Annotated in this window: 12 protein-coding genes; 7 read left to right on the plus strand and 5 right to left on the minus strand. The window is 60.0% G+C overall.

Translation table 11 applies throughout. The features are described from left to right. Positions 1-91: 91 nt before the first annotated feature. From pabB to EL257_RS08785, 4 genes are all read right to left on the minus strand, one after another. Positions 92-1,435 carry an aminodeoxychorismate synthase component I gene (pabB, locus tag EL257_RS08770; RefSeq protein ID WP_126361717.1) on the minus strand — a complete coding sequence of 448 codons (1,344 nt, stop codon included), beginning with the start codon at positions 1,433-1,435 and terminating at the stop codon, positions 92-94. Positions 1,436-2,148: 713 nt separating this feature from the next. Further along, positions 2,149-3,135 (minus strand): alpha-L-glutamate ligase-like protein, encoded by a 987-nt coding sequence (locus EL257_RS08775; protein WP_016773817.1) that lies wholly within the window; start codon positions 3,133-3,135, stop codon positions 2,149-2,151. Next, entirely contained in the window at positions 3,135-4,670 is a 1,536-nt protein-coding gene (locus EL257_RS08780; protein WP_126361719.1) for an inactive transglutaminase family protein, read from the minus strand. The genes EL257_RS08775 and EL257_RS08780 overlap by 1 nt, the downstream gene beginning before the upstream one ends. 5 nt (positions 4,671-4,675) lie before the next feature. After that, the gene (locus EL257_RS08785) at positions 4,676-5,212 is read right to left on the minus strand and encodes an ATP-dependent zinc protease (RefSeq protein ID WP_126361721.1); all 537 of its coding nucleotides are present in this window, start codon (positions 5,210-5,212) and stop codon (positions 4,676-4,678) included. A 335-nt stretch (positions 5,213-5,547) separates the two neighbouring features. Here EL257_RS08785 and EL257_RS08790 point away from each other — a divergent pair, with 335 nt between their 5' ends. The 6 genes from EL257_RS08790 to prpD all read left to right on the plus strand — a co-directional run bounded on the left by EL257_RS08790 (position 5,548) and on the right by prpD (position 14,106). Further along, entirely contained in the window at positions 5,548-6,270 is a 723-nt protein-coding gene (locus EL257_RS08790) for a GntR family transcriptional regulator (protein ID WP_172604544.1), read from the plus strand. Beyond that, positions 6,267-7,157 (plus strand): methylisocitrate lyase, encoded by an 891-nt coding sequence (gene prpB, locus EL257_RS08795; protein WP_126361725.1) that lies wholly within the window; start codon positions 6,267-6,269, stop codon positions 7,155-7,157. Before EL257_RS08790 ends, prpB begins: the two co-directional genes overlap by 4 nt. 146 nt (positions 7,158-7,303) lie before the next feature. Beyond that, positions 7,304-8,431 carry a bifunctional 2-methylcitrate synthase/citrate synthase gene (gene prpC, locus EL257_RS08800; RefSeq protein ID WP_126361727.1) on the plus strand — a complete coding sequence of 376 codons (1,128 nt, stop codon included), beginning with the start codon at positions 7,304-7,306 and terminating at the stop codon, positions 8,429-8,431. A 167-nt stretch (positions 8,432-8,598) separates the two neighbouring features. Further along, positions 8,599-11,193, plus strand: a complete 2,595-nt coding sequence (gene acnD, locus EL257_RS08810; protein ID WP_126361729.1) for a Fe/S-dependent 2-methylisocitrate dehydratase AcnD — start codon at positions 8,599-8,601, stop codon at positions 11,191-11,193. Positions 11,194-11,249: 56 nt separating this feature from the next. After that, positions 11,250-12,440, plus strand: coding sequence for a 2-methylaconitate cis-trans isomerase PrpF (prpF, locus tag EL257_RS08815; RefSeq protein WP_126361731.1), 1,191 nt, complete (start codon positions 11,250-11,252; stop codon positions 12,438-12,440). 181 nt (positions 12,441-12,621) lie between these two features. After that, complete coding sequence (gene prpD / locus EL257_RS08825) at positions 12,622-14,106, plus strand: 2-methylcitrate dehydratase (RefSeq protein WP_126361733.1); 1,485 nt, start codon at positions 12,622-12,624, stop codon at positions 14,104-14,106. Positions 14,107-14,310: 204 nt separating this feature from the next. Here the strand turns inward: prpD and EL257_RS08830 are convergent, their stop codons facing one another. Next, the gene (locus EL257_RS08830; RefSeq protein ID WP_016773826.1) at positions 14,311-15,129 is read right to left on the minus strand and encodes a pyruvate, water dikinase regulatory protein; all 819 of its coding nucleotides are present in this window, start codon (positions 15,127-15,129) and stop codon (positions 14,311-14,313) included. 174 nt (positions 15,130-15,303) lie between these two features. Between EL257_RS08830 and ppsA the strand changes: the two genes are divergently transcribed. Then, positions 15,304-17,673, plus strand: a complete 2,370-nt coding sequence (gene ppsA / locus EL257_RS08835) for a phosphoenolpyruvate synthase (RefSeq protein ID WP_126361735.1) — start codon at positions 15,304-15,306, stop codon at positions 17,671-17,673. Positions 17,674-17,802 lie beyond the last annotated feature (129 nt).

The raw sequence follows: 17,802 nt of genomic DNA on the forward strand, positions 1-17,802 counted from the left end.
CACCAACCCCTGTAGGAGCTGCCGAAGGCTGCGATCTCTGCTGTTTAAGATCAAAAGATCGCAGCCTTCGGCAGCTCCTACAGGGGACTGTTCAGCAGTTTTGCAGGGTATCGAGGAGTATCCGGACTTTGGTGATCGACTCCTGATACTCCGCCTGCCAGTCCGAGTCGGCGACGATCCCGCCACCGCCCCAGCAGCACACCTGCCCATCCTTGACCAACAGACTGCGAATAGCGATGGAGCTGTCCATCTCGCCGCGCACATCCAGGTACAGCAGCGAACCGCAATACAACCCGCGCCGCGTCGGCTCCAGTTCGTCGATGATCTGCATCGCGCGAATTTTCGGTGCGCCGGTGATCGAGCCGCCGGGAAAACTGCCCGCGATCAGATCCAGCGCGTCGCGATCATCCGCCAGTTCCCCGGTCACGCTGCTGACCAGGTGATGCACATTCGGATAACTCTCCAGACTGAACAACTCCGGCACCCGCACCGAGCCGATGCGGCAGGTGCGCCCGAGATCGTTGCGCAGCAGATCGACGATCATCAGGTTTTCCGCGCGATCCTTGGGGCTGGCCAGCAGTTCGGCGGCGTTGGCCGCGTCTTCGGCTGGGGTCAAACCGCGGGGGCGAGTGCCCTTGATCGGTCGGGTTTCGACTTGACCCTGGCTGACTTTGACGAAGCGCTCCGGCGAAAGGCTCAACACTGCGCCGCCGTCGGGCAGGCGCTGGAAGCCGGAAAACGGCGTCGGGCAGGCTTCGCGCAGTTTGCAGTAAGCCAGCCATGGATCGCCCTGACACGATGCACGAAAGCGCTGGGCGAAGTTGACTTGGTAGCAGTCGCCGGCCTGGATGTACTCTTGAATGCGCTCGAAAGCCTGACGGTAATCGTCGGCCGAGAGATCGGCGGCCATTGGCTGATTGAGTTTGAACGGGATCACCGCATCAGTAGCCGGCTGCGTGAACAACGCGATCAGTCGCTGCTGTTCACTGTGGACAAGCGATGGGTGAAAGACCAATTGGCTGGTTTGAGCCTGGTGGTCGCTGATCAGCGCCCAGTCGTACAAACCAAAACGCGCATCCGGCAGTTGCAGATCATCCAGCGCCTGACTTGGCAGATTTTCCAGATGCCGGCCGAAGTCGTAGCTCAGGTAACCAATCAGACCGCCGGCGAATGGCAACTCGCAGCCCGTTGGCAAATCAGCCTCTCCCAAGCAGTCGAGGTTATCGCGAAGGCGCTGCAGAAAATGCGCACCGCTTTCATCCGGCAACACCGCCAGTTGTTCCAGGGGCCAGGCGCTGAGTAAGTCATAACGGCCACGCTCGGCGCTCGGCCGGCCACTGTCGAGCAGCACGGCGCCGGGGGCGTTGCGGATGACCGCGAAATAGTCAGCGGGATTGGCGCGGTAGGGCAGCGGATATACGGAACAGGTCAGCATGGGCGGGGCAGATCGGCCGTTGAGGCGGGGAGGGGATTGTAGTCCTCTGCGCTGCCAGATCAAAGTCAAAAGCCTCCCCCTCACCCCAACCCTCTCCCCCAAGGGGGCGAGGGGGAAAGGGAGCCGATCTTCACGCTTTTCAAGGCCTGAGTTCGACCGGATATTTCAGGTCGGCGTAGCTCTCGCATACACCACGGTCAGTTCCCTCTCCCCCAAGGGGGCGAGGGGGAAAGGGAGCCGATCTTCACGCTTTTCAAGCCCTGAGTTCGACCGGATATTTCAGGTCGGCGTAACTCTCGCATCCACCACGGTCAGTCCCCTCTCCCGCAAGGGGGCGAGGGGGAAAGGGAGCCGATCTTCACGCTTTTCAAGACCTGAGTTCGGCCGGATATTTCAGGTCGGCGTAGCTCTCGCATCCACCACGGTCAGTCCCCTCTCCCCCAAAGGGGCGAGGGTAGTAAAGGGAGCCGATCTTCACGCTTTTCAAGACCTGAGTTCGACCGGATATTTCAGGTCGGCGTAGCTCTCGCATCCACCACGGTCAGTCCCCTCTCCCGCAAGGGGGCGAGGGGAAAGGAAGCCGATCTTCACGCTTTTCAAGCCCTGAGTTCGACCGGATATTTCAGGTCGGCGTAACTCTCGCATCCACCACGGTCAGTCCCCTCTCCCTCCGGGAGAGGGCTAGGGTGAGGGGCTTTTGGCTTTAAGGCCTGTCAGCCCTCAACCGCAGGAATATGCCCAAACATCTCCTGGGTAAACGCCACTCGCTCTTCAACCGATTCCTTTACGCCCCGCGCTTTCAACTCTTCCAGCCGCGCTTCAACCGCGTGAGTACGCAAGGTCAGGCCGCAATCATTGGCGATCTGGATATTCAGCCCCGGCCGCGCATTCAGCTCCAGAATCAGCGGCCCCTTCTCCTGATCCAGCACCATGTCCACGCCGATATACCCCAGCCCGCACAGCTCATAGCAGCCGGCGGCGAGTTTCATGAAACCGTCCCAATAGGGCAGTTGCACGCCATCTACCGCATTGGTGGTGTCGGGGTGTTTGGTGATGATGTTGTTCAACCAAGTGCCACGCAACGTCAGGCCGGTCGCCAGATCGACGCCAACGCCGATGGCGCCCTGGTGCAGGTTGGCCTTGCCGCCGGACTGGCGGGTCGGCAAGCGCAACATCGCCATCACCGGGTAACCCATCAGCACGATGATGCGGATGTCCGGCACGCCTTCGTAGCTGATGCTCTTGAAGATCTGATCCGGGGTCACGCGGTATTCGATCAGCGCGCGGTCACGGTGACCACCCAGTGAGTACAGGCCGGTGAGGATGCTCGAGATGTGATGCTCCAGCTCTTCGTGGGCGAGGATCTTCCCCGACACCGTGCGATAGCGGCCTTCGAAGCGGTCGGCGATGACGATGATGCCGTCGCCACCCGCGCCTTGGGCTGGTTTGATCACGAAGTCGCTGCGTCCGCCGATGATCTCGTCGAGCTTGTCGATTTCCTTCTCGGTGGAGATCACCCCGTACAGCTCCGGCACGTGAATGCCGGCGGCGATGGCGCGCTCCTTGGTGAGGATCTTGTCATCGACGATCGGGTACAGGCTGCGCTTGTTGTACTTGAGCACGTAGTCGGCGTTACGCCGATTGATGCCCATGATGCCGCGGGCTTCCAGAGCCTTCCAGGTCTTCCAGAAACCGAACATCAAGCGTCAGCCTTCTTCAGGAAAGCCTTGAAACGCACCAGTTCAGTCAGGCGATAACCGCGATAGCGACCCATCGCCAGCATGAAGCCGACCAAAATCAGCAGGATCGCCGGGAAGGTGAACACGAAATACACCAGCTCCGGCACGGTCATGATCAGGTGCGCCAGCGAGGCGGCGAACAGTGTGCCGATCGCGACTTTCAGCGCATGGTTGGCGCCGCGTTCTTCCCAAGTGATCGACAGGCGTTCGATGGTCATGGTCAGAATCACCATCGGGAACAGCGCCACCGACAAGCCGCGCTCAAGCCCCAGCTTGTGGCTGAACAGACTGATCGCCGCGATCAACACCACGACAAAGGTCAACACGACCGACAGGCGCGGCAGCATTTGCAGCTTCAGATGTTCCAGATAAGAGCGTAATGACAGGCCCAGCGCGGTAATCACCGTGAATAGCAGAATACCGAAGCCCAGCTGCGTTTCGCGGAAGGCGAGGGCGATCAGCACCGGGGTAAAGGTGCCCAGGGTCTGCAGGCCGATGAGGTTGCGCAGGATCAGAATCACCAGCACGCCGATCGGGATCATCACCATGATCATGAACGTCTGTTGGGTCTGCAGCGGCAAGCCGTAGAGTGAGTATTCGAGGAAGTTGGCATCGGTGTTTTCGTCGGTCAGCTTGGCCAGACGAATCGCATTCATCTCGCTGTTGTTCAGGCTGAACGTCACGTTGGCTTTCTTGCCGCCGTCGACGGTGATCAGGTTTTCGTCACCGGTCCACCACAGCAGGCGGTCGGTTGGCAGGCCTTGCTCACCGGTTTCCGGGTTGAAGTACAGCCAGTCGTTGCCGTTGAAGCTGCGCAGCCACAGTTCGGGTGTCTGTGGCTGATCGGCGACGAGGCGGATGGTGTGGACTTTTTCCACCGGGACGTGGGCGATGGACAGCAGCAGTTCGACGATCTTCGCTTTGTGCGCGGTCGATGGATCGCCGGCCAGCAGCAGTTTCACGTTGTCATCGTTGAGGTTGTTGACGCGTTTGATCGCCTCGCCAATAAAGGTTTCGACGTCGGCGGAGTGTTGGCGGATCGGCGCGAGCAGGGCTTCGGCGGCGATTTTTTCCGGACCTTCGATGACCATGCTGTCGCGGAACGTCGGGCCTTTGATCTTGGTTTTTTCCGCGGTGAAGCGCTTGGTCAGCACCAGGCGGTAATACAACGTCTGGTTGCCTTTGGCGCGCCGGGCCGACCAGGTCACCTTGCGGTTGCCATCGACGCGATTGACCGCGACGCCGTAGTTATTGGAGATGAAGCTTTCGTTGAGGCTGACGTAATCGCGGCTCAATGGCGGCACGAACATCTGGATCTTCACTGGATCCTTGGTGCTGGCGACGAACTCGACCTTGGCGTCGATGTTCCACAAGTCGTCGGTCGCATCTTCGGTCACCGGGATGCCGAGCACGAAAATCTGATAGGCCGTAACCGAAACGCCCAGCAGCACCAGAACGGCGATCAGGATTTTCAGGTGGAAGGTTAGAGAACGCATGGAAATTACTCGGCGGTATGAGCGGCGATGGTGCAGGCGGGTTTGCCGGCAGCGTATTTAAGACTGGGGTCGACCAGCGCGTCGAAGCGTTTCAATGCCTCGGAGCCAATCAAAAGCGGGTATTGGAACGCACTTCGGTCGGTCAGGTTCACTTCGATGCTGCGCATCGCTGATCCCATGCAGATATCCAGTTCGATGACCGGGCGCGCAGTGTACTTCTTGCCCTCTTCGGGATCGTAGTCGCCAGCCCGGCGCTTGATCTTGCTGACGCGGGCCAGCGGACGCTCGATCGGGTGCGAGTGCGCGGCATCGATTGCCAGATAGAACCGCACCCAGGATTCACCGTTGCGTTTGAAGCGTTTGATGTCACGGGCACTCAGCGAGGCGGTTTTCGCGCCGGTGTCGAGTTTGGCCGCGACTTCGAGATTGATGCCGTCAAGCGAAGCGTATTCGTTGAGGCCGTACACGGTTTTTTCCCCCGCGGCGGCGAGGCCGGGCAGGCAAAACAGGGTAAAAAAAGCAGGGAAGGGCTTGAGTCTCATAAATCCTGGTGCGCAGCGTTCCGTTTTCGGTTCAGGAGCGTGGCAAAACCTGCGCAAGCTCCTGCGTGTGCCTTTCAGCTTTTTATGACAAGCCGTACAAATGGCCAGCAAATGCGGGCGGCATTCTAGCACGGTGGTTTTATGGCGCCAGCGCTTGGGGTGGTCTATCCAAGATCAAAGGATCGCAGCCTTCGGCAGCTCCTACACTGATCCAGCAATAGGACGAGCTTTATGGGTTATTAGACGATTGTCGACAATACCCATTTATCCTTTGACTGATTGGGCTGAATTAGCTAGTTTTTGCCGCATCGGATTTGAAGGTGTCGACAATCATGCTGGATCAACTCGATCCCCCGGTCATAAGCGGTGACGATTCGGAAACGCTGTCGGAAAACGTTTTCCGGCGCATTCAGGCGGCCATTGTCAAAGGCGAGATCGCCCCCGGCAGCAAGATTTCCGAACCGGAGCTGGCGCGCACCTACGGCATCAGCCGCGGGCCGTTGCGCGAGGCGATCCACCGGCTGGAAGGTCAGCGCCTGCTGGTGCGCGTGCCGCACGTTGGTGCGCGAGTGGTTTCGCTCAGTCATGCCGAATTGCTCGAACTCTACGAAATCCGTGAATCCCTGGAAGGCATGGCCTGCCGCCTCGCCGCCGAGCGCATGAGCATTGCAGAGATCGACGAACTGCGCCGAGTGCTGGAAACCCACGAGCGCGACGCGGCGTTTCAGACCGGCGTCGGCTATTACCAGCAGGAGGGCGATTTCGACTTTCATTACCGGATCATTCAGGGCAGCGGCAACCGCACGCTGACGCAGATGCTCTGCGGCGAGCTGTACCAGCTAGTGCGCATGTATCGCATCCAGTTTTCCACCACGCCGAACCGCCCGCGCCAGGCTTTCGCCGAACACCACCGGATTCTCGACGCCATCGCCGACCGTGACGGCGAACTCGCGGAATTGTTGATGCGCCGCCACATCGGCGCCTCGAAACGCAACATCGCCCGTCACTACGAGGACGGCGCTCACAACAAGACAGCCACTGAACGAGGTGACGCATGAGTTCCAACCTGAATACGCCGGGCCAGCGCTTCCGCGACGCGGTCGCCAGCGAGCATCCATTGCAAGTGGTCGGCGCGATCAACGCCAACCACGCGCTGCTGGCCAAGCGTGCCGGTTTCAAGGCGATCTACCTGTCCGGTGGCGGGGTGGCCGCAGGCTCGCTCGGCGTGCCGGACCTGGGCATCACCGGTCTGGATGACGTGCTCACCGATGTGCGGCGCATCACCGACGTTTGCGACCTGCCGCTGCTGGTGGATGTCGACACCGGTTTCGGCTCGTCGGCGTTCAACGTCGCGCGTACCGTCAAATCGATGATCAAATTCGGCGCGGCGGCGATTCACATCGAGGATCAGGTCGGCGCCAAGCGCTGCGGCCATCGTCCGAATAAAGAGATTGTCAGCCAGCAGGAAATGGTCGATCGCATCAAGGCAGCGGTCGACGCGCGTACCGATGACAGTTTCGTGATCATGGCGCGCACCGATGCGCTGGCCGTGGAAGGTCTGGAATCGGCACTCGATCGCGCGGCCGCCTGCATCGAGGCCGGCGCCGACATGATTTTCCCCGAGGCGATCACCGAGCTGGACATGTACAAGCTGTTCGCGAGCCGGGTGAAAGCGCCGATCCTGGCCAACATCACCGAATTCGGCGCGACGCCGCTGTACACCACCGAACAACTGGCCGGCGCCGACGTGTCGCTGGTGCTCTATCCGCTGTCGGCGTTCCGCGCGATGAACAAGGCGGCGGAAAACGTTTACACGGCGATCCGCCGCGACGGCACGCAACAGAATGTCATCGACACCATGCAGACTCGCATGGAGCTTTACGATCGCATTGATTACCACACGTTCGAGCAGAAGCTCGATGCGTTGTTTGCTGCGAAAAAATGATTGAAAGATCAAAAGATCGCAGCCTCGTTTCACTCGACAGCTCCTACAGGAACGCGGTCGATGTAGGAGCTGCCGAAGGCTGCGATCTTTTGCGAACAACACCGTAATTGCAGATTCCCTAACAAATTCAAAAATTGGAGATAGCAATGGCCGAAGCAAAAGTACTCAGTGGCGCCGGGCTCCGGGGCCAGGTCGCCGGGCAAACTGCGCTGTCCACCGTGGGCCAGGCCGGTGCCGGGTTGACCTATCGCGGCTATGACGTGCGCGAACTCGCCGCCGACGCGCAATTTGAAGAAGTCGCTTACCTGCTGCTGTACGGCGAACTGCCGACCAAAGCGCAACTGGCCGACTATCAGACCAAACTGAGCAAGCTGCGCGATCTGCCGCAAGCCTTGAAGGAAGTGCTCGAGCGCATCCCTGCCGACGCCCATCCGATGGACGTGATGCGTACCGGTTGCTCGTTCCTTGGCAACATCGAGCCGGAGAAAGACTTCTCCGAGCAGCGCGACAAGACTGACCGTCTGCTCGCGGCGTTCCCGGCGATCATGTGCTACTGGTATCGCTTCAGTCACGATGGCAAACGCATTGATTGCGTCAGCGACGAGCCGACCCTCGGCGGGCATTTCCTGCATCTGCTGCACGACAAGAAGCCGAGCGAGCTGCATGTCAAAGTCATGAACGTGTCGCTGATCCTTTACGCTGAACATGAATTCAACGCCTCGACCTTCACCGCACGCGTTTGCGCATCGACGCTGTCCGATCTGTATTCCTGCGTCACCGCGGCCATCGGCTCGCTGCGTGGCCCGTTGCACGGCGGTGCCAACGAAGCAGCGATGGAAATGATCGAGCGTTTTTCGTCGCCGGAAGACGCGATCAAAGGCACCCTCGGCATGCTCGAGCGCAAGGACAAGATCATGGGCTTCGGCCACGCGATCTATAAAGACAGCGACCCGCGCAACGAGGTGATCAAGGGCTGGTCGAAAAAACTCGCCGATGAAGTGGGCGACAAGGTGCTGTTCCCTGTTTCCGAAGCCATCGACAAGACCATGTGGGAACAGAAAAAACTGTTCCCGAATGCCGACTTCTACCATGCCTCGGCGTACCACTTCATGGGCATCCCGACCGAGTTGTTCACGCCGATTTTCGTCTGCTCGCGCCTGACCGGCTGGGCGGCGCACGTATTCGAACAGCGCGCCAACAACCGCATCATCCGCCCGAGCGCCGAATACATCGGCGTCGAACAGCGCAAGTTCGTGTCAATCGAACGTCGCTGAATGGTGAACTGACCCGAACACCGCAGACCCCTGTAGGAGCTGCCGAAGGCTGCGATCTTTTGATCTTTGTTTTCAAGATCAAGATCAAAAGATCGCAGCCTTCGGCAGCTCCTACAGAGGCGATGTGAACTTCACCTGCAAATCACCGTGACCCGAGTCCTGACCCGATGAACACAGAATTCCGCAAGAACCTGCCCGGTACGCCGCTGGACTACTTCGACACCCGTGCGGCGGTCGAAGCGATCGCGCCCGGCAGCTACGACACCCTGCCGTACACCTCCCGCGTGCTGGCGGAAAACCTCGTGCGTCGCTGCGACCCGGCCACACTGACCGCTTCGCTCAAGCAACTGATCGAGCGCAAACGCGATCTCGATTTTCCGTGGTTCCCGGCGCGAGTGGTCTGCCATGACATCCTCGGGCAGACCGCGCTGGTCGATCTTGCCGGTCTGCGTGACGCCATTGCCTTGCAGGGCGGCGATCCGGCGCAAGTCAACCCGGTGGTGCCGACGCAACTGATCGTCGACCACTCGCTGGCGGTTGAGGCGGGCGGTTTCGATGCCCAGGCGTTCGAGAAAAACCGCGCCATTGAAGACCGCCGCAACGAAGACCGTTTCCACTTCATCAACTGGACAAAAAAGGCCTTCAAGAACGTTGATGTGATCCCGCCCGGCAACGGCATCATGCACCAGATCAACCTGGAGAAAATGTCGCCGGTGATTCAGGTGCGCGAAGGCGTGGCGTTCCCCGACACCTGCGTCGGCACCGACAGCCACACCCCGCATGTCGATGCGCTGGGTGTGATCGCCATCGGCGTCGGCGGCCTCGAAGCCGAGAGCGTGATGCTCGGCCGCGCGTCGTGGATGCGCCTGCCGGAAAGCGTCGGCGTCGAACTGACCGGCAAGCTGCAACCGGGCATCACCGCCACCGACATGGTGCTGGCACTGACCGAATACCTGCGCAAACAGAAAGTCGTCGGCGCCTGGCTGGAATTCTTCGGTGAAGGCGCCGCGGCGCTGACCCTCGGCGACCGCGCGACCATTTCCAACATGGCCCCGGAGTACGGCGCCACGGCGGCGATGTTCTACATCGATCAGCAGACCATTGATTACCTGAAACTGACTGGCCGTGAAGACCAGCAAGTGCAGTTGGTCGAGCAATACGCCAAGCTCACCGGCCTGTGGGCTGACAACCTGAAGGGCGCGCAGTACGAGCGCGGCCTGACTTTTGACCTGTCCTCGGTGGTGCGCAACATGGCCGGCCCGAGCAACCCGCATGCCCGCGTCGCGGTTGCGGATCTGGCGGCCAAAGGCATTTCCGGGCAGTGGGATGACGTACCGGGACAAATGCCTGACGGCGCGGTGATCATCGCCGCGATCACCAGTTGTACCAATACCAGCAACCCGCGCAACGTCATCGCCGCCGGCCTCCTGGCGCGCAATGCCAACAGGCTCGGTCTGACCCGCAAGCCGTGGGTGAAATCCTCACTGGCGCCGGGCTCGAAAACCGTGGCGCTGTACCTCGACGAAGCTGGGCTGACCACTGAACTGGAGCAGCTCGGCTTTGGCGTTGTCGCGTTCGCCTGCACCACGTGCAACGGCATGTCCGGCGCCCTCGATCCGGTCATTCAGCAAGAGATCATCGACCGCGACCTGTACGCGACTGCCGTGCTCTCGGGCAACCGCAACTTTGACGGCCGCATCCATCCTTACGCCAAGCAAGCGTTCCTCGCATCGCCGCCGCTGGTGGTTGCCTATGCGATTGCCGGGACCATCCGTTTCGATATCGAGAAGGATGTATTGGGTGTAGTCGACGGCAAGGAAATTCGCCTCAAAGACATCTGGCCGAGCGATGAGGAAATCGACGCCGTGGTGAAATCTTCGGTCAAGCCTGAGCAGTTCCGCCAGGTCTACATTCCGATGTTTGCCGTGCATGAAGACACTGGCCCGAAAGTTACGCCGCTGTACGACTGGCGTGAGATGAGCACCTACATCCGCCGTCCGCCGTACTGGGAAGGCGCGCTGGCCGGCGCCCGTCCGTTGAAGGGTATGCGTCCGCTGGCGGTGCTGCCGGACAACATCACCACCGACCACCTTTCACCATCCAATGCGATCATGCTCGACAGCGCCGCCGGCGAATACCTGGCGAAAATGGGCTTGCCGGAAGAGGACTTCAACTCTTACGCCACCCACCGTGGCGACCACTTGACCGCGCAGCGTGCGACGTTTGCCAACCCGAAACTGTTCAACGAAATGGTCGTGGAAAACGGCAAGGTCAAACAGGGCTCGCTGGCCCGTGTCGAGCCGGAAGGCAAAGTGATGCGCATGTGGGAAGCCATTGAAACCTACATGGAGCGCAAGCAGCCGCTGATCATCATTGCCGGCGCCGATTACGGTCAGGGTTCGTCCCGCGACTGGGCGGCGAAAGGCGTGCGTCTGGCCGGCGTCGAGGCGATTGCCGCTGAAGGTTTCGAGCGCATTCACCGCACCAATCTGGTGGGCATGGGCGTGTTGCCGCTGGAGTTCAAGCCGGGCACGGACCGTCATACGTTGGCCATCGATGGCAGCGAAACCTATGACGTGATCGGCGAGCGCAGACCGCGCGCGGACCTGACGCTGGTGATTCATCGCAAGAATGGCGAGCGTGTTGAAGTGCCGGTGACATGCCGTCTCGATACCGCTGAAGAAGTGTCGATCTACGAGGCCGGCGGCGTGTTGCAGCGTTTCGCGCAGGACTTCCTCGAAGGGGCGGCGGTGGCCGTTTAACTATGTTCAGCGGCCAGAGGATGATGAGTTCTCTGGCCGTTTTGAAGGAGTAATCCATGGCTCACGCAGCACAGATCAAAATCCCTGCGACTTACATGCGTGGCGGCACCAGCAAAGGCGTGTTCTTCAGCCTCACCGATCTGCCCGAAGCGGCGCAGGTTCCCGGCCCGGCGCGCGACGCTTTATTGCTGCGAGTGATCGGCAGCCCCGATCCCTACGACAAGCAGATCGACGGCATGGGCGGCGCAACCTCCAGCACCAGCAAAACCGTGATCCTGTCGAAAAGTACTCGCGCCGATCACGACGTCGATTACCTGTTTGGCCAGGTTTCCATTGATAAGCCTTTCGTCGACTGGAGCGGCAACTGCGGCAATCTTTCGGCGGCGGTGGGTTCGTTCGCCATCAGTAACGGCCTGGTCGACGCGAGCCGCATTCCGCACAACGGCGTGGCGGTGGTGCGGGTGTGGCAGGCCAATATCGGCAAGACCATCATCGCCCACGTGCCGATCACCAACGGCGAAGTGCAGGAAACCGGCGATTTCGAGCTCGACGGCGTGACCTTTCCGGCGGCCGAAGTGCAGGTAGAATTCATGGACCCGGCGGCGGAAGAAGAGGGCGGCGGTGGTTCGATGTTTCCCACCGGCAATCTGGTCGATGAGCTGGAAGTGCCAGGAGTCGGCACGTTCAAGGCAACCATGATCAACGCCGGCATCCCGACGATTTTTATCAATGCCGAGGACATCGGTTACACCGGCACCGAGCTGCAAGGCGCGATCAATGGTGATCCGAAAGCGCTGCTCATGTTTGAGACCATTCGCGCCTACGGTGCATTGCGCATGGGCCTGATTTCCACTCTCGAAGAAGCAGCCAAGCGACAGCACACGCCGAAAGTCGCATTCGTGGCCAAGCCTGCGGATTACGTGGCCTCGAGTGGCAAAGCGATTGCCGCCGGAGACGTGGATTTGCTGGTGCGTGCCTTGTCGATGGGCAAGCTGCATCACGCAATGATGGGCACGGCGGCGGTGGCGATTGGCACGGCGGCGGCGATATCCGGCACCTTGGTCAATCTCGCGGCAGGTGGAGTCGAGCGCAACGCCGTACGTTTCGGCCATCCGTCCGGGACGTTGCGCGTGGGCGCAGAGGCGACGTATGAAAATGGCGAATGGGTGGTGAAGAAAGCCATCATGAGTCGCAGTGCGCGGGTTCTCATGGAAGGCTATGTGCGCGTTCCTGGAGATTCTTTCTGACACGTCACCTCTCTCTGTAGGAGCTGCCGAAGGCTGCGATCTTTTGATCTTCACCTGAAAAACAAAGATCAAAAGATCGCAGCCTTCGGCAGCTCCTACAGGGTTTGCATTTCAATCATAAGAAATTCGTTAGCCCTGAACCGAGGTCCCATCAACGAACCACTTCACGAGTGAATCGAACATGAGCGCCAACGTCGACCTGAACAACCGCCCCGATTATGACCGTGTCCTGCAGGACATCGCCGACTACGTCCTCACCTTCCGAGTCGAGTCCAGCGAAGCCCTCACCACCGCGCGCAACTGCCTGATCGACACCATGGGCTGCGGCCTGCTGGCGCTGCGTTTCCCCGAATGTACCAAGCACCTCGGCCCGTTGGTCGACGGCACGGTGGTGCCGTTTGGCGCGCGGGTACCGGGCACCAGTTATCGTCTCGACCCGGTTAAAGCCGCCTGGGATATCGGCTGCATCATCCGCTGGCTCGACTTCAACGACACTTGGCTTGCCGCCGAATGGGGCCATCCGTCGGACAACCTCGGCGCCATCCTCGCCGTTGCCGATCACCTTTCGCAGAAACGCGTGGCCATCGCCGAGCCACCGCTGACGATGCGCGATGTGCTGGATGCGATGATCATGGCCCACGAAATCCAAGGCGTGATCGCACTGGAAAACTCCTTCAACCGTGTCGGACTCGATCACGTCATTCTGGTGAAAGTCGCTTCGACTGCCGTCAGCGCCAGACTCATGGGCGCCAACCGCGAGCAGATGCTATCGGCGCTTTCCCATGCCTTCGCCGACGGCCAAGCACTGCGCACCTACCGCCATGCACCCAACGCCGGCTCGCGAAAATCCTGGGCGGCGGGAGATGCAGCGAGTCGAGGCGTGCGGCTGGCGGATATCGCGATGCGTGGCGAGATGGGCATTCCCGGCGTGCTGAGCGCGAAGCAGTGGGGCTTCTATGACGTGTCGTTCAGCCACACCAACAATGATTTGGCGCTCAAGGCCGAGGGCAAACGCGCTTTCAGCTTTTCTCGGCCGTTCGGCAGTTACGTGATGGAAAACGTGCTGTTCAAAATCAGCTTCCCCGCCGAATTCCACGCGCAAACGGCATGCGAGGCGGCGGTGATGTTGCATCCGCAGGTGCGCAATCGTCTGCACGAAATCGACCGGATTGTCATCACCACCCATGAATCGGCGATCCGCATCATTTCCAAGGTCGGCCCGCTGGCGAATGCCGCTGATCGTGATCACTGCCTGCAATACATGACTGCCGTGCCGCTGGCGTTCGGCGACCTGGTGGCCGAGCACTACGAAGACGATTTCCACAAGGCGCACCCGATCATCGATGTGCTGCGCGAGAAAATGGTCATCGTTGAAGATCCGCGATTCAGCCGCGAATACCTTGAGCCCGACAAGCGTTCGATTGCCAATGCGGTGCAGGTGTTTTTCAAGGACGGCAGCAGCACCGACAACGTGCTGGTGGAATACCCGCTCGGCCATCGCCGCCGCCGGGCGGAAGGCATTCCTCTGCTTGAAGACAAGTTCAAGGCCAACCTGGCGACGCGTTATGTCCGCCAGCGCTGCGATGAGATTTTTGCGCTGTGCGAGGATCAGGCGCGGCTCGAAGCGACAGCGGTGAATCGATTCATCGACCTGTTTGTCATCTGATCGAGCGGGCGCTGAAGATCAACTGTAGGAGTGAGCCTGCTCGCGATAGCAGTGTGTCAAACAACATCAACGCTGAATGTGCCACCGCTTTCGCGGGCAAGCCCGCTCCCACAGGGTTTTCAGAGTGATCGCAATATTGTATCCACCACAAAACCCTGTGGGAGCTGGCTTGCCAGCGATAGCGTCAGATCAGCAAACACAGGTCTATTTGAACCGCCGCTCAACCCCTTTCTCGACGAGAATCTTCGCCGAAATCTCTTCCACGGAGAAATGCGTGGAATTGATGTGCGGGATGTTCTCGCGACGGAACAGGTTCTCCACTTCGCGCACTTCGAATTCACACTGCGCGTAGCTCGAATAGCGGCTGTTGGGCTTGCGCTCGTTGCGGATCGCAGTGAGACGATCCGGGTCGATGGTCAGGCCGAACAGCTTGTGCTGATGGGCGCGCAGGGCGGTCGGCAGGGTCAGGCGTTCCATGTCGTCTTCGGTCAACGGATAGTTGGCCGCACGGATGCCGAACTGCATGGCCATGTACAGACACGTCGGGGTTTTGCCGCATCGCGACACGCCCACTAGTATCAGATCGGCTTTGTCGTAATAGTGGGTGCGCGCGCCGTCATCGTTGTCGAGGGCGAAGTTCACCGCCTCGATGCGCTCCATGTAATTGGAGTTGTGCCCGATGGAATGGGACTTGCCGACAGTGTAGGAAGAATGTTCGGTCAGCTCCTGTTCGAGCGGCGCGAGAAAGGTCGAGAAAATATCGATCATGAAACCATTGGACGTTGCGAGAATCTCACGGATGTCCTGATTGACGATGGTGTCGAAGATGATCGGACGGAAGCCGTCGGTTTCAGCGGCTTTGTTGATTTGTTGTACCATGGCCCGCGCTTTTTCCACGCTGTCGATGTAGGGCCGCGTGAATTTGCTGAAGGTAATGTTTTCGAACTGCGCCAGAAGACTTTGACCCAGGGTTTCGGCGGTAATGCCGGTGCCATCGGAGATGAAGAAAGCAGATCGTTTCATTTGCACCTTGGGCCTTAGACTAATGAGCATTCTTGGATATGATAGGCGCGATTTGCCGGCCGCCGTTGGCCCGCATTCTCACTTATTTTCCAGGTCCAGGCCATACAACCGGCCAAGGCTCCCCCGGGCCGCCGGTTTCTGAGCTTTTCCAACACAGTTAGTGGAGAGATCACCTTGGTAGAGTACGTAGTTTCCCTCGATAAGCTCGGCAAACACGATGTTGAGCATGTGGGGGGCAAGAACGCATCCCTGGGCGAGATGATCAGTAACCTGGCAGGCGCCGGTGTTTCGGTCCCCGGCGGCTTCGCCACGACGGCTCAGGCCTATCGTGACTTCCTCGAACTGAGCGGCCTGAACGATCAGATCCACAAGGCCCTCGACGCGCTCGATGTCGATGATGTCAATGCGCTGGCCAAGACGGGCGCGCAGATCCGCCAGTGGATCATGGAAGCCGAATTCCCCGAAAAACTGAATGCCGAGATCCGCACCGCGTTTGCCGCGCTGTCGGCCGGCAACCCTGACGTGGCCGTGGCCGTGCGTTCCTCCGCCACCGCCGAAGACTTGCCGGACGCTTCGTTCGCCGGTCAGCAGGAAACCTTCCTGAACATCCGTGGCGTGGAAAACGTTATCCGCGCCGCCAAAGAGGTGTTCGCTTCGCTGTTCAACGACCGTGCGATTTCCTACCGTGTGCACCAGGGCTTCGACCACAAACTGGTCGCCCTGTCGGCTGGCGTGCAGCGCATGGTGCGTTCGGAAACCGGCACCGCCGGCGTGATGTTCACCCTCGACACCGAATCCGGTTTCCGTGACGTGGTGTTCATCACCGGCGCTTACGGCCTGGGCGAAACCGTCGTACAAGGCGCGGTCAACCCGGATGAATTCTACGTACACAAAGGCACGCTGGAGGCCGGTCGTCCGGCGATCCTGCGGCGCAATCTGGGCAGCAAAGCCATCAAGATGATCTACGGCGACGAGGCCAAGGCCGGTCGTTCGGTCAAGACTGTCGATGTCGACAAGGCCGAGCGCGCGCGCTTCTGCCTGACCGACGCCGAAGTCAGCGAGCTGGCCAAGCAAGCGATGATCATCGAAAAGCACTACGGCTGCCCGATGGACATCGAGTGGGCCAAGGACGGTGATGACGGCAAGCTGTACATCGTGCAGGCGCGTCCGGAAACCGTGAAGAGCCGCACCCAGGCCAACGTCATGGAACGTTACCTGCTGAAAGAAACCGGCACCGTGCTGGTGGAAGGTCGTGCGATTGGCCAGCGCATCGGCGCCGGCAAAGTGCGGATCATCAAAGACGTCTCCGAGATGGACAAGGTTCAGCCGGGCGACGTACTGGTTTCCGACATGACCGACCCGGACTGGGAACCGGTAATGAAGCGCGCCAGCGCCATCGTCACCAACCGCGGCGGGCGTACCTGCCACGCGGCGATCATCGCTCGTGAGCTGGGCATTCCAGCGGTGGTTGGTTGCGGCAACGCCACCCAATTGCTGAAGGATGGCCAAGGCGTAACCGTGTCCTGCGCCGAAGGCGACACCGGTTACATCTTCGAAGGCGAGCTGGGCTTCGACATCAAGAAGAACTCCGTCGACGCCATGCCGGAGCTGCCGTTCAAGATCATGATGAACGTCGGCAACCCGGATCGCGCCTTCGACTTCGCACAGCTGCCGAACGCTGGCGTCGGTCTGGCCCGTCTGGAATTCATCATCAACCGCATGATCGGCGTGCACCCGAAAGCGCTGCTGAACTATGACGGCCTGCCGCAGGAAATCAAGGACAGCGTCGACAAGCGTATCGCCGGTTACAGCGACCCGGTCGACTTCTATGTCGACAAACTGGTGGAAGGCATCAGCACCCTCGCTGCAGCGTTTACGCCGAAGAAAGTCATCGTCCGCCTGTCGGACTTCAAGTCCAACGAATACGCCAACCTGATCGGCGGCAAGCTCTACGAGCCGGAAGAAGAAAACCCGATGCTGGGCTTCCGTGGCGCTTCGCGTTACATCAGCGAATCGTTCCGCGATTGCTTCGAACTCGAATGCCGCGCGCTGAAACGCGTGCGCAACGAGATGGGTCTGACCAACGTCGAAATCATGGTGCCGTTTGTCCGTACCCTCGGCGAAGCCAGCCAGGTTGTCGATCTGCTGGCCGAGAACGGCTTGAAGCGCGGCGAGAACGGTCTGCGCGTGATCATGATGTGCGAACTGCCATCCAACGCGATTCTGGCTGAGGAATTCCTCGAATTCTTCGACGGCTTCTCGATCGGCTCCAACGACCTGACCCAGCTCACCTTGGGTCTGGATCGCGACTCGGGGATCATTGCGCACTTGTTCGACGAACGTAATCCAGCCGTCAAAAAGCTGCTGGCCAATGCCATTCAGGCATGCAACAAGGCTGGCAAGTACATCGGCATCTGCGGTCAGGGCCCTTCGGATCACCCGGATCTGGCCAAGTGGTTGATGGAGCAGGGCATCGAAAGCGTGTCGCTGAACCCGGACACCGTGCTGGAAACCTGGTTCTTCCTCGCCGAAGGTCAGGCTTGATCGGTATGTAAACGACCCGCGCCCCCTGTGGGAGCGAGCCTGCTAGCGAAGACGCAGCAACATTCAGCATGGATGTTGACTGATTCACCGCTTTCGCGAGCAGGCTCGCTCCCACACTGGCCGGGCCTT

The sequence above is a fragment of the Pseudomonas fluorescens genome (assembly GCF_900636825.1).
In the GTDB taxonomy this organism is placed as follows: domain Bacteria; phylum Pseudomonadota; class Gammaproteobacteria; order Pseudomonadales; family Pseudomonadaceae; genus Aquipseudomonas; species Aquipseudomonas fluorescens_BG.

What these genes read in the sequence shown, in the direction of transcription:
- pabB (WP_126361717.1), bottom strand. Translation starts at nt 1,435, where the DNA reads ATGCTGACCTGTTCCGTATATCCGCTGCCCTACCGCGCCAATCCCGCT.
- EL257_RS08775 (WP_016773817.1), bottom strand. Translation starts at nt 3,135, where the DNA reads ATGTTCGGTTTCTGGAAGACCTGGAAGGCTCTGGAAGCCCGCGGCATC.
- EL257_RS08780 (WP_126361719.1), bottom strand. Translation starts at nt 4,670, where the DNA reads ATGCGTTCTCTAACCTTCCACCTGAAAATCCTGATCGCCGTTCTGGTG.
- EL257_RS08785 (WP_126361721.1), bottom strand. Translation starts at nt 5,212, where the DNA reads ATGAGACTCAAGCCCTTCCCTGCTTTTTTTACCCTGTTTTGCCTGCCC.
- prpB (WP_126361725.1), top strand. Translation starts at nt 6,267, where the DNA reads ATGAGTTCCAACCTGAATACGCCGGGCCAGCGCTTCCGCGACGCGGTC.
- prpC (WP_126361727.1), top strand. Translation starts at nt 7,304, where the DNA reads ATGGCCGAAGCAAAAGTACTCAGTGGCGCCGGGCTCCGGGGCCAGGTC.
- acnD (WP_126361729.1), top strand. Translation starts at nt 8,599, where the DNA reads ATGAACACAGAATTCCGCAAGAACCTGCCCGGTACGCCGCTGGACTAC.
- prpF (WP_126361731.1), top strand. Translation starts at nt 11,250, where the DNA reads ATGGCTCACGCAGCACAGATCAAAATCCCTGCGACTTACATGCGTGGC.
- prpD (WP_126361733.1), top strand. Translation starts at nt 12,622, where the DNA reads ATGAGCGCCAACGTCGACCTGAACAACCGCCCCGATTATGACCGTGTC.
- EL257_RS08830 (WP_016773826.1), bottom strand. Translation starts at nt 15,129, where the DNA reads ATGAAACGATCTGCTTTCTTCATCTCCGATGGCACCGGCATTACCGCC.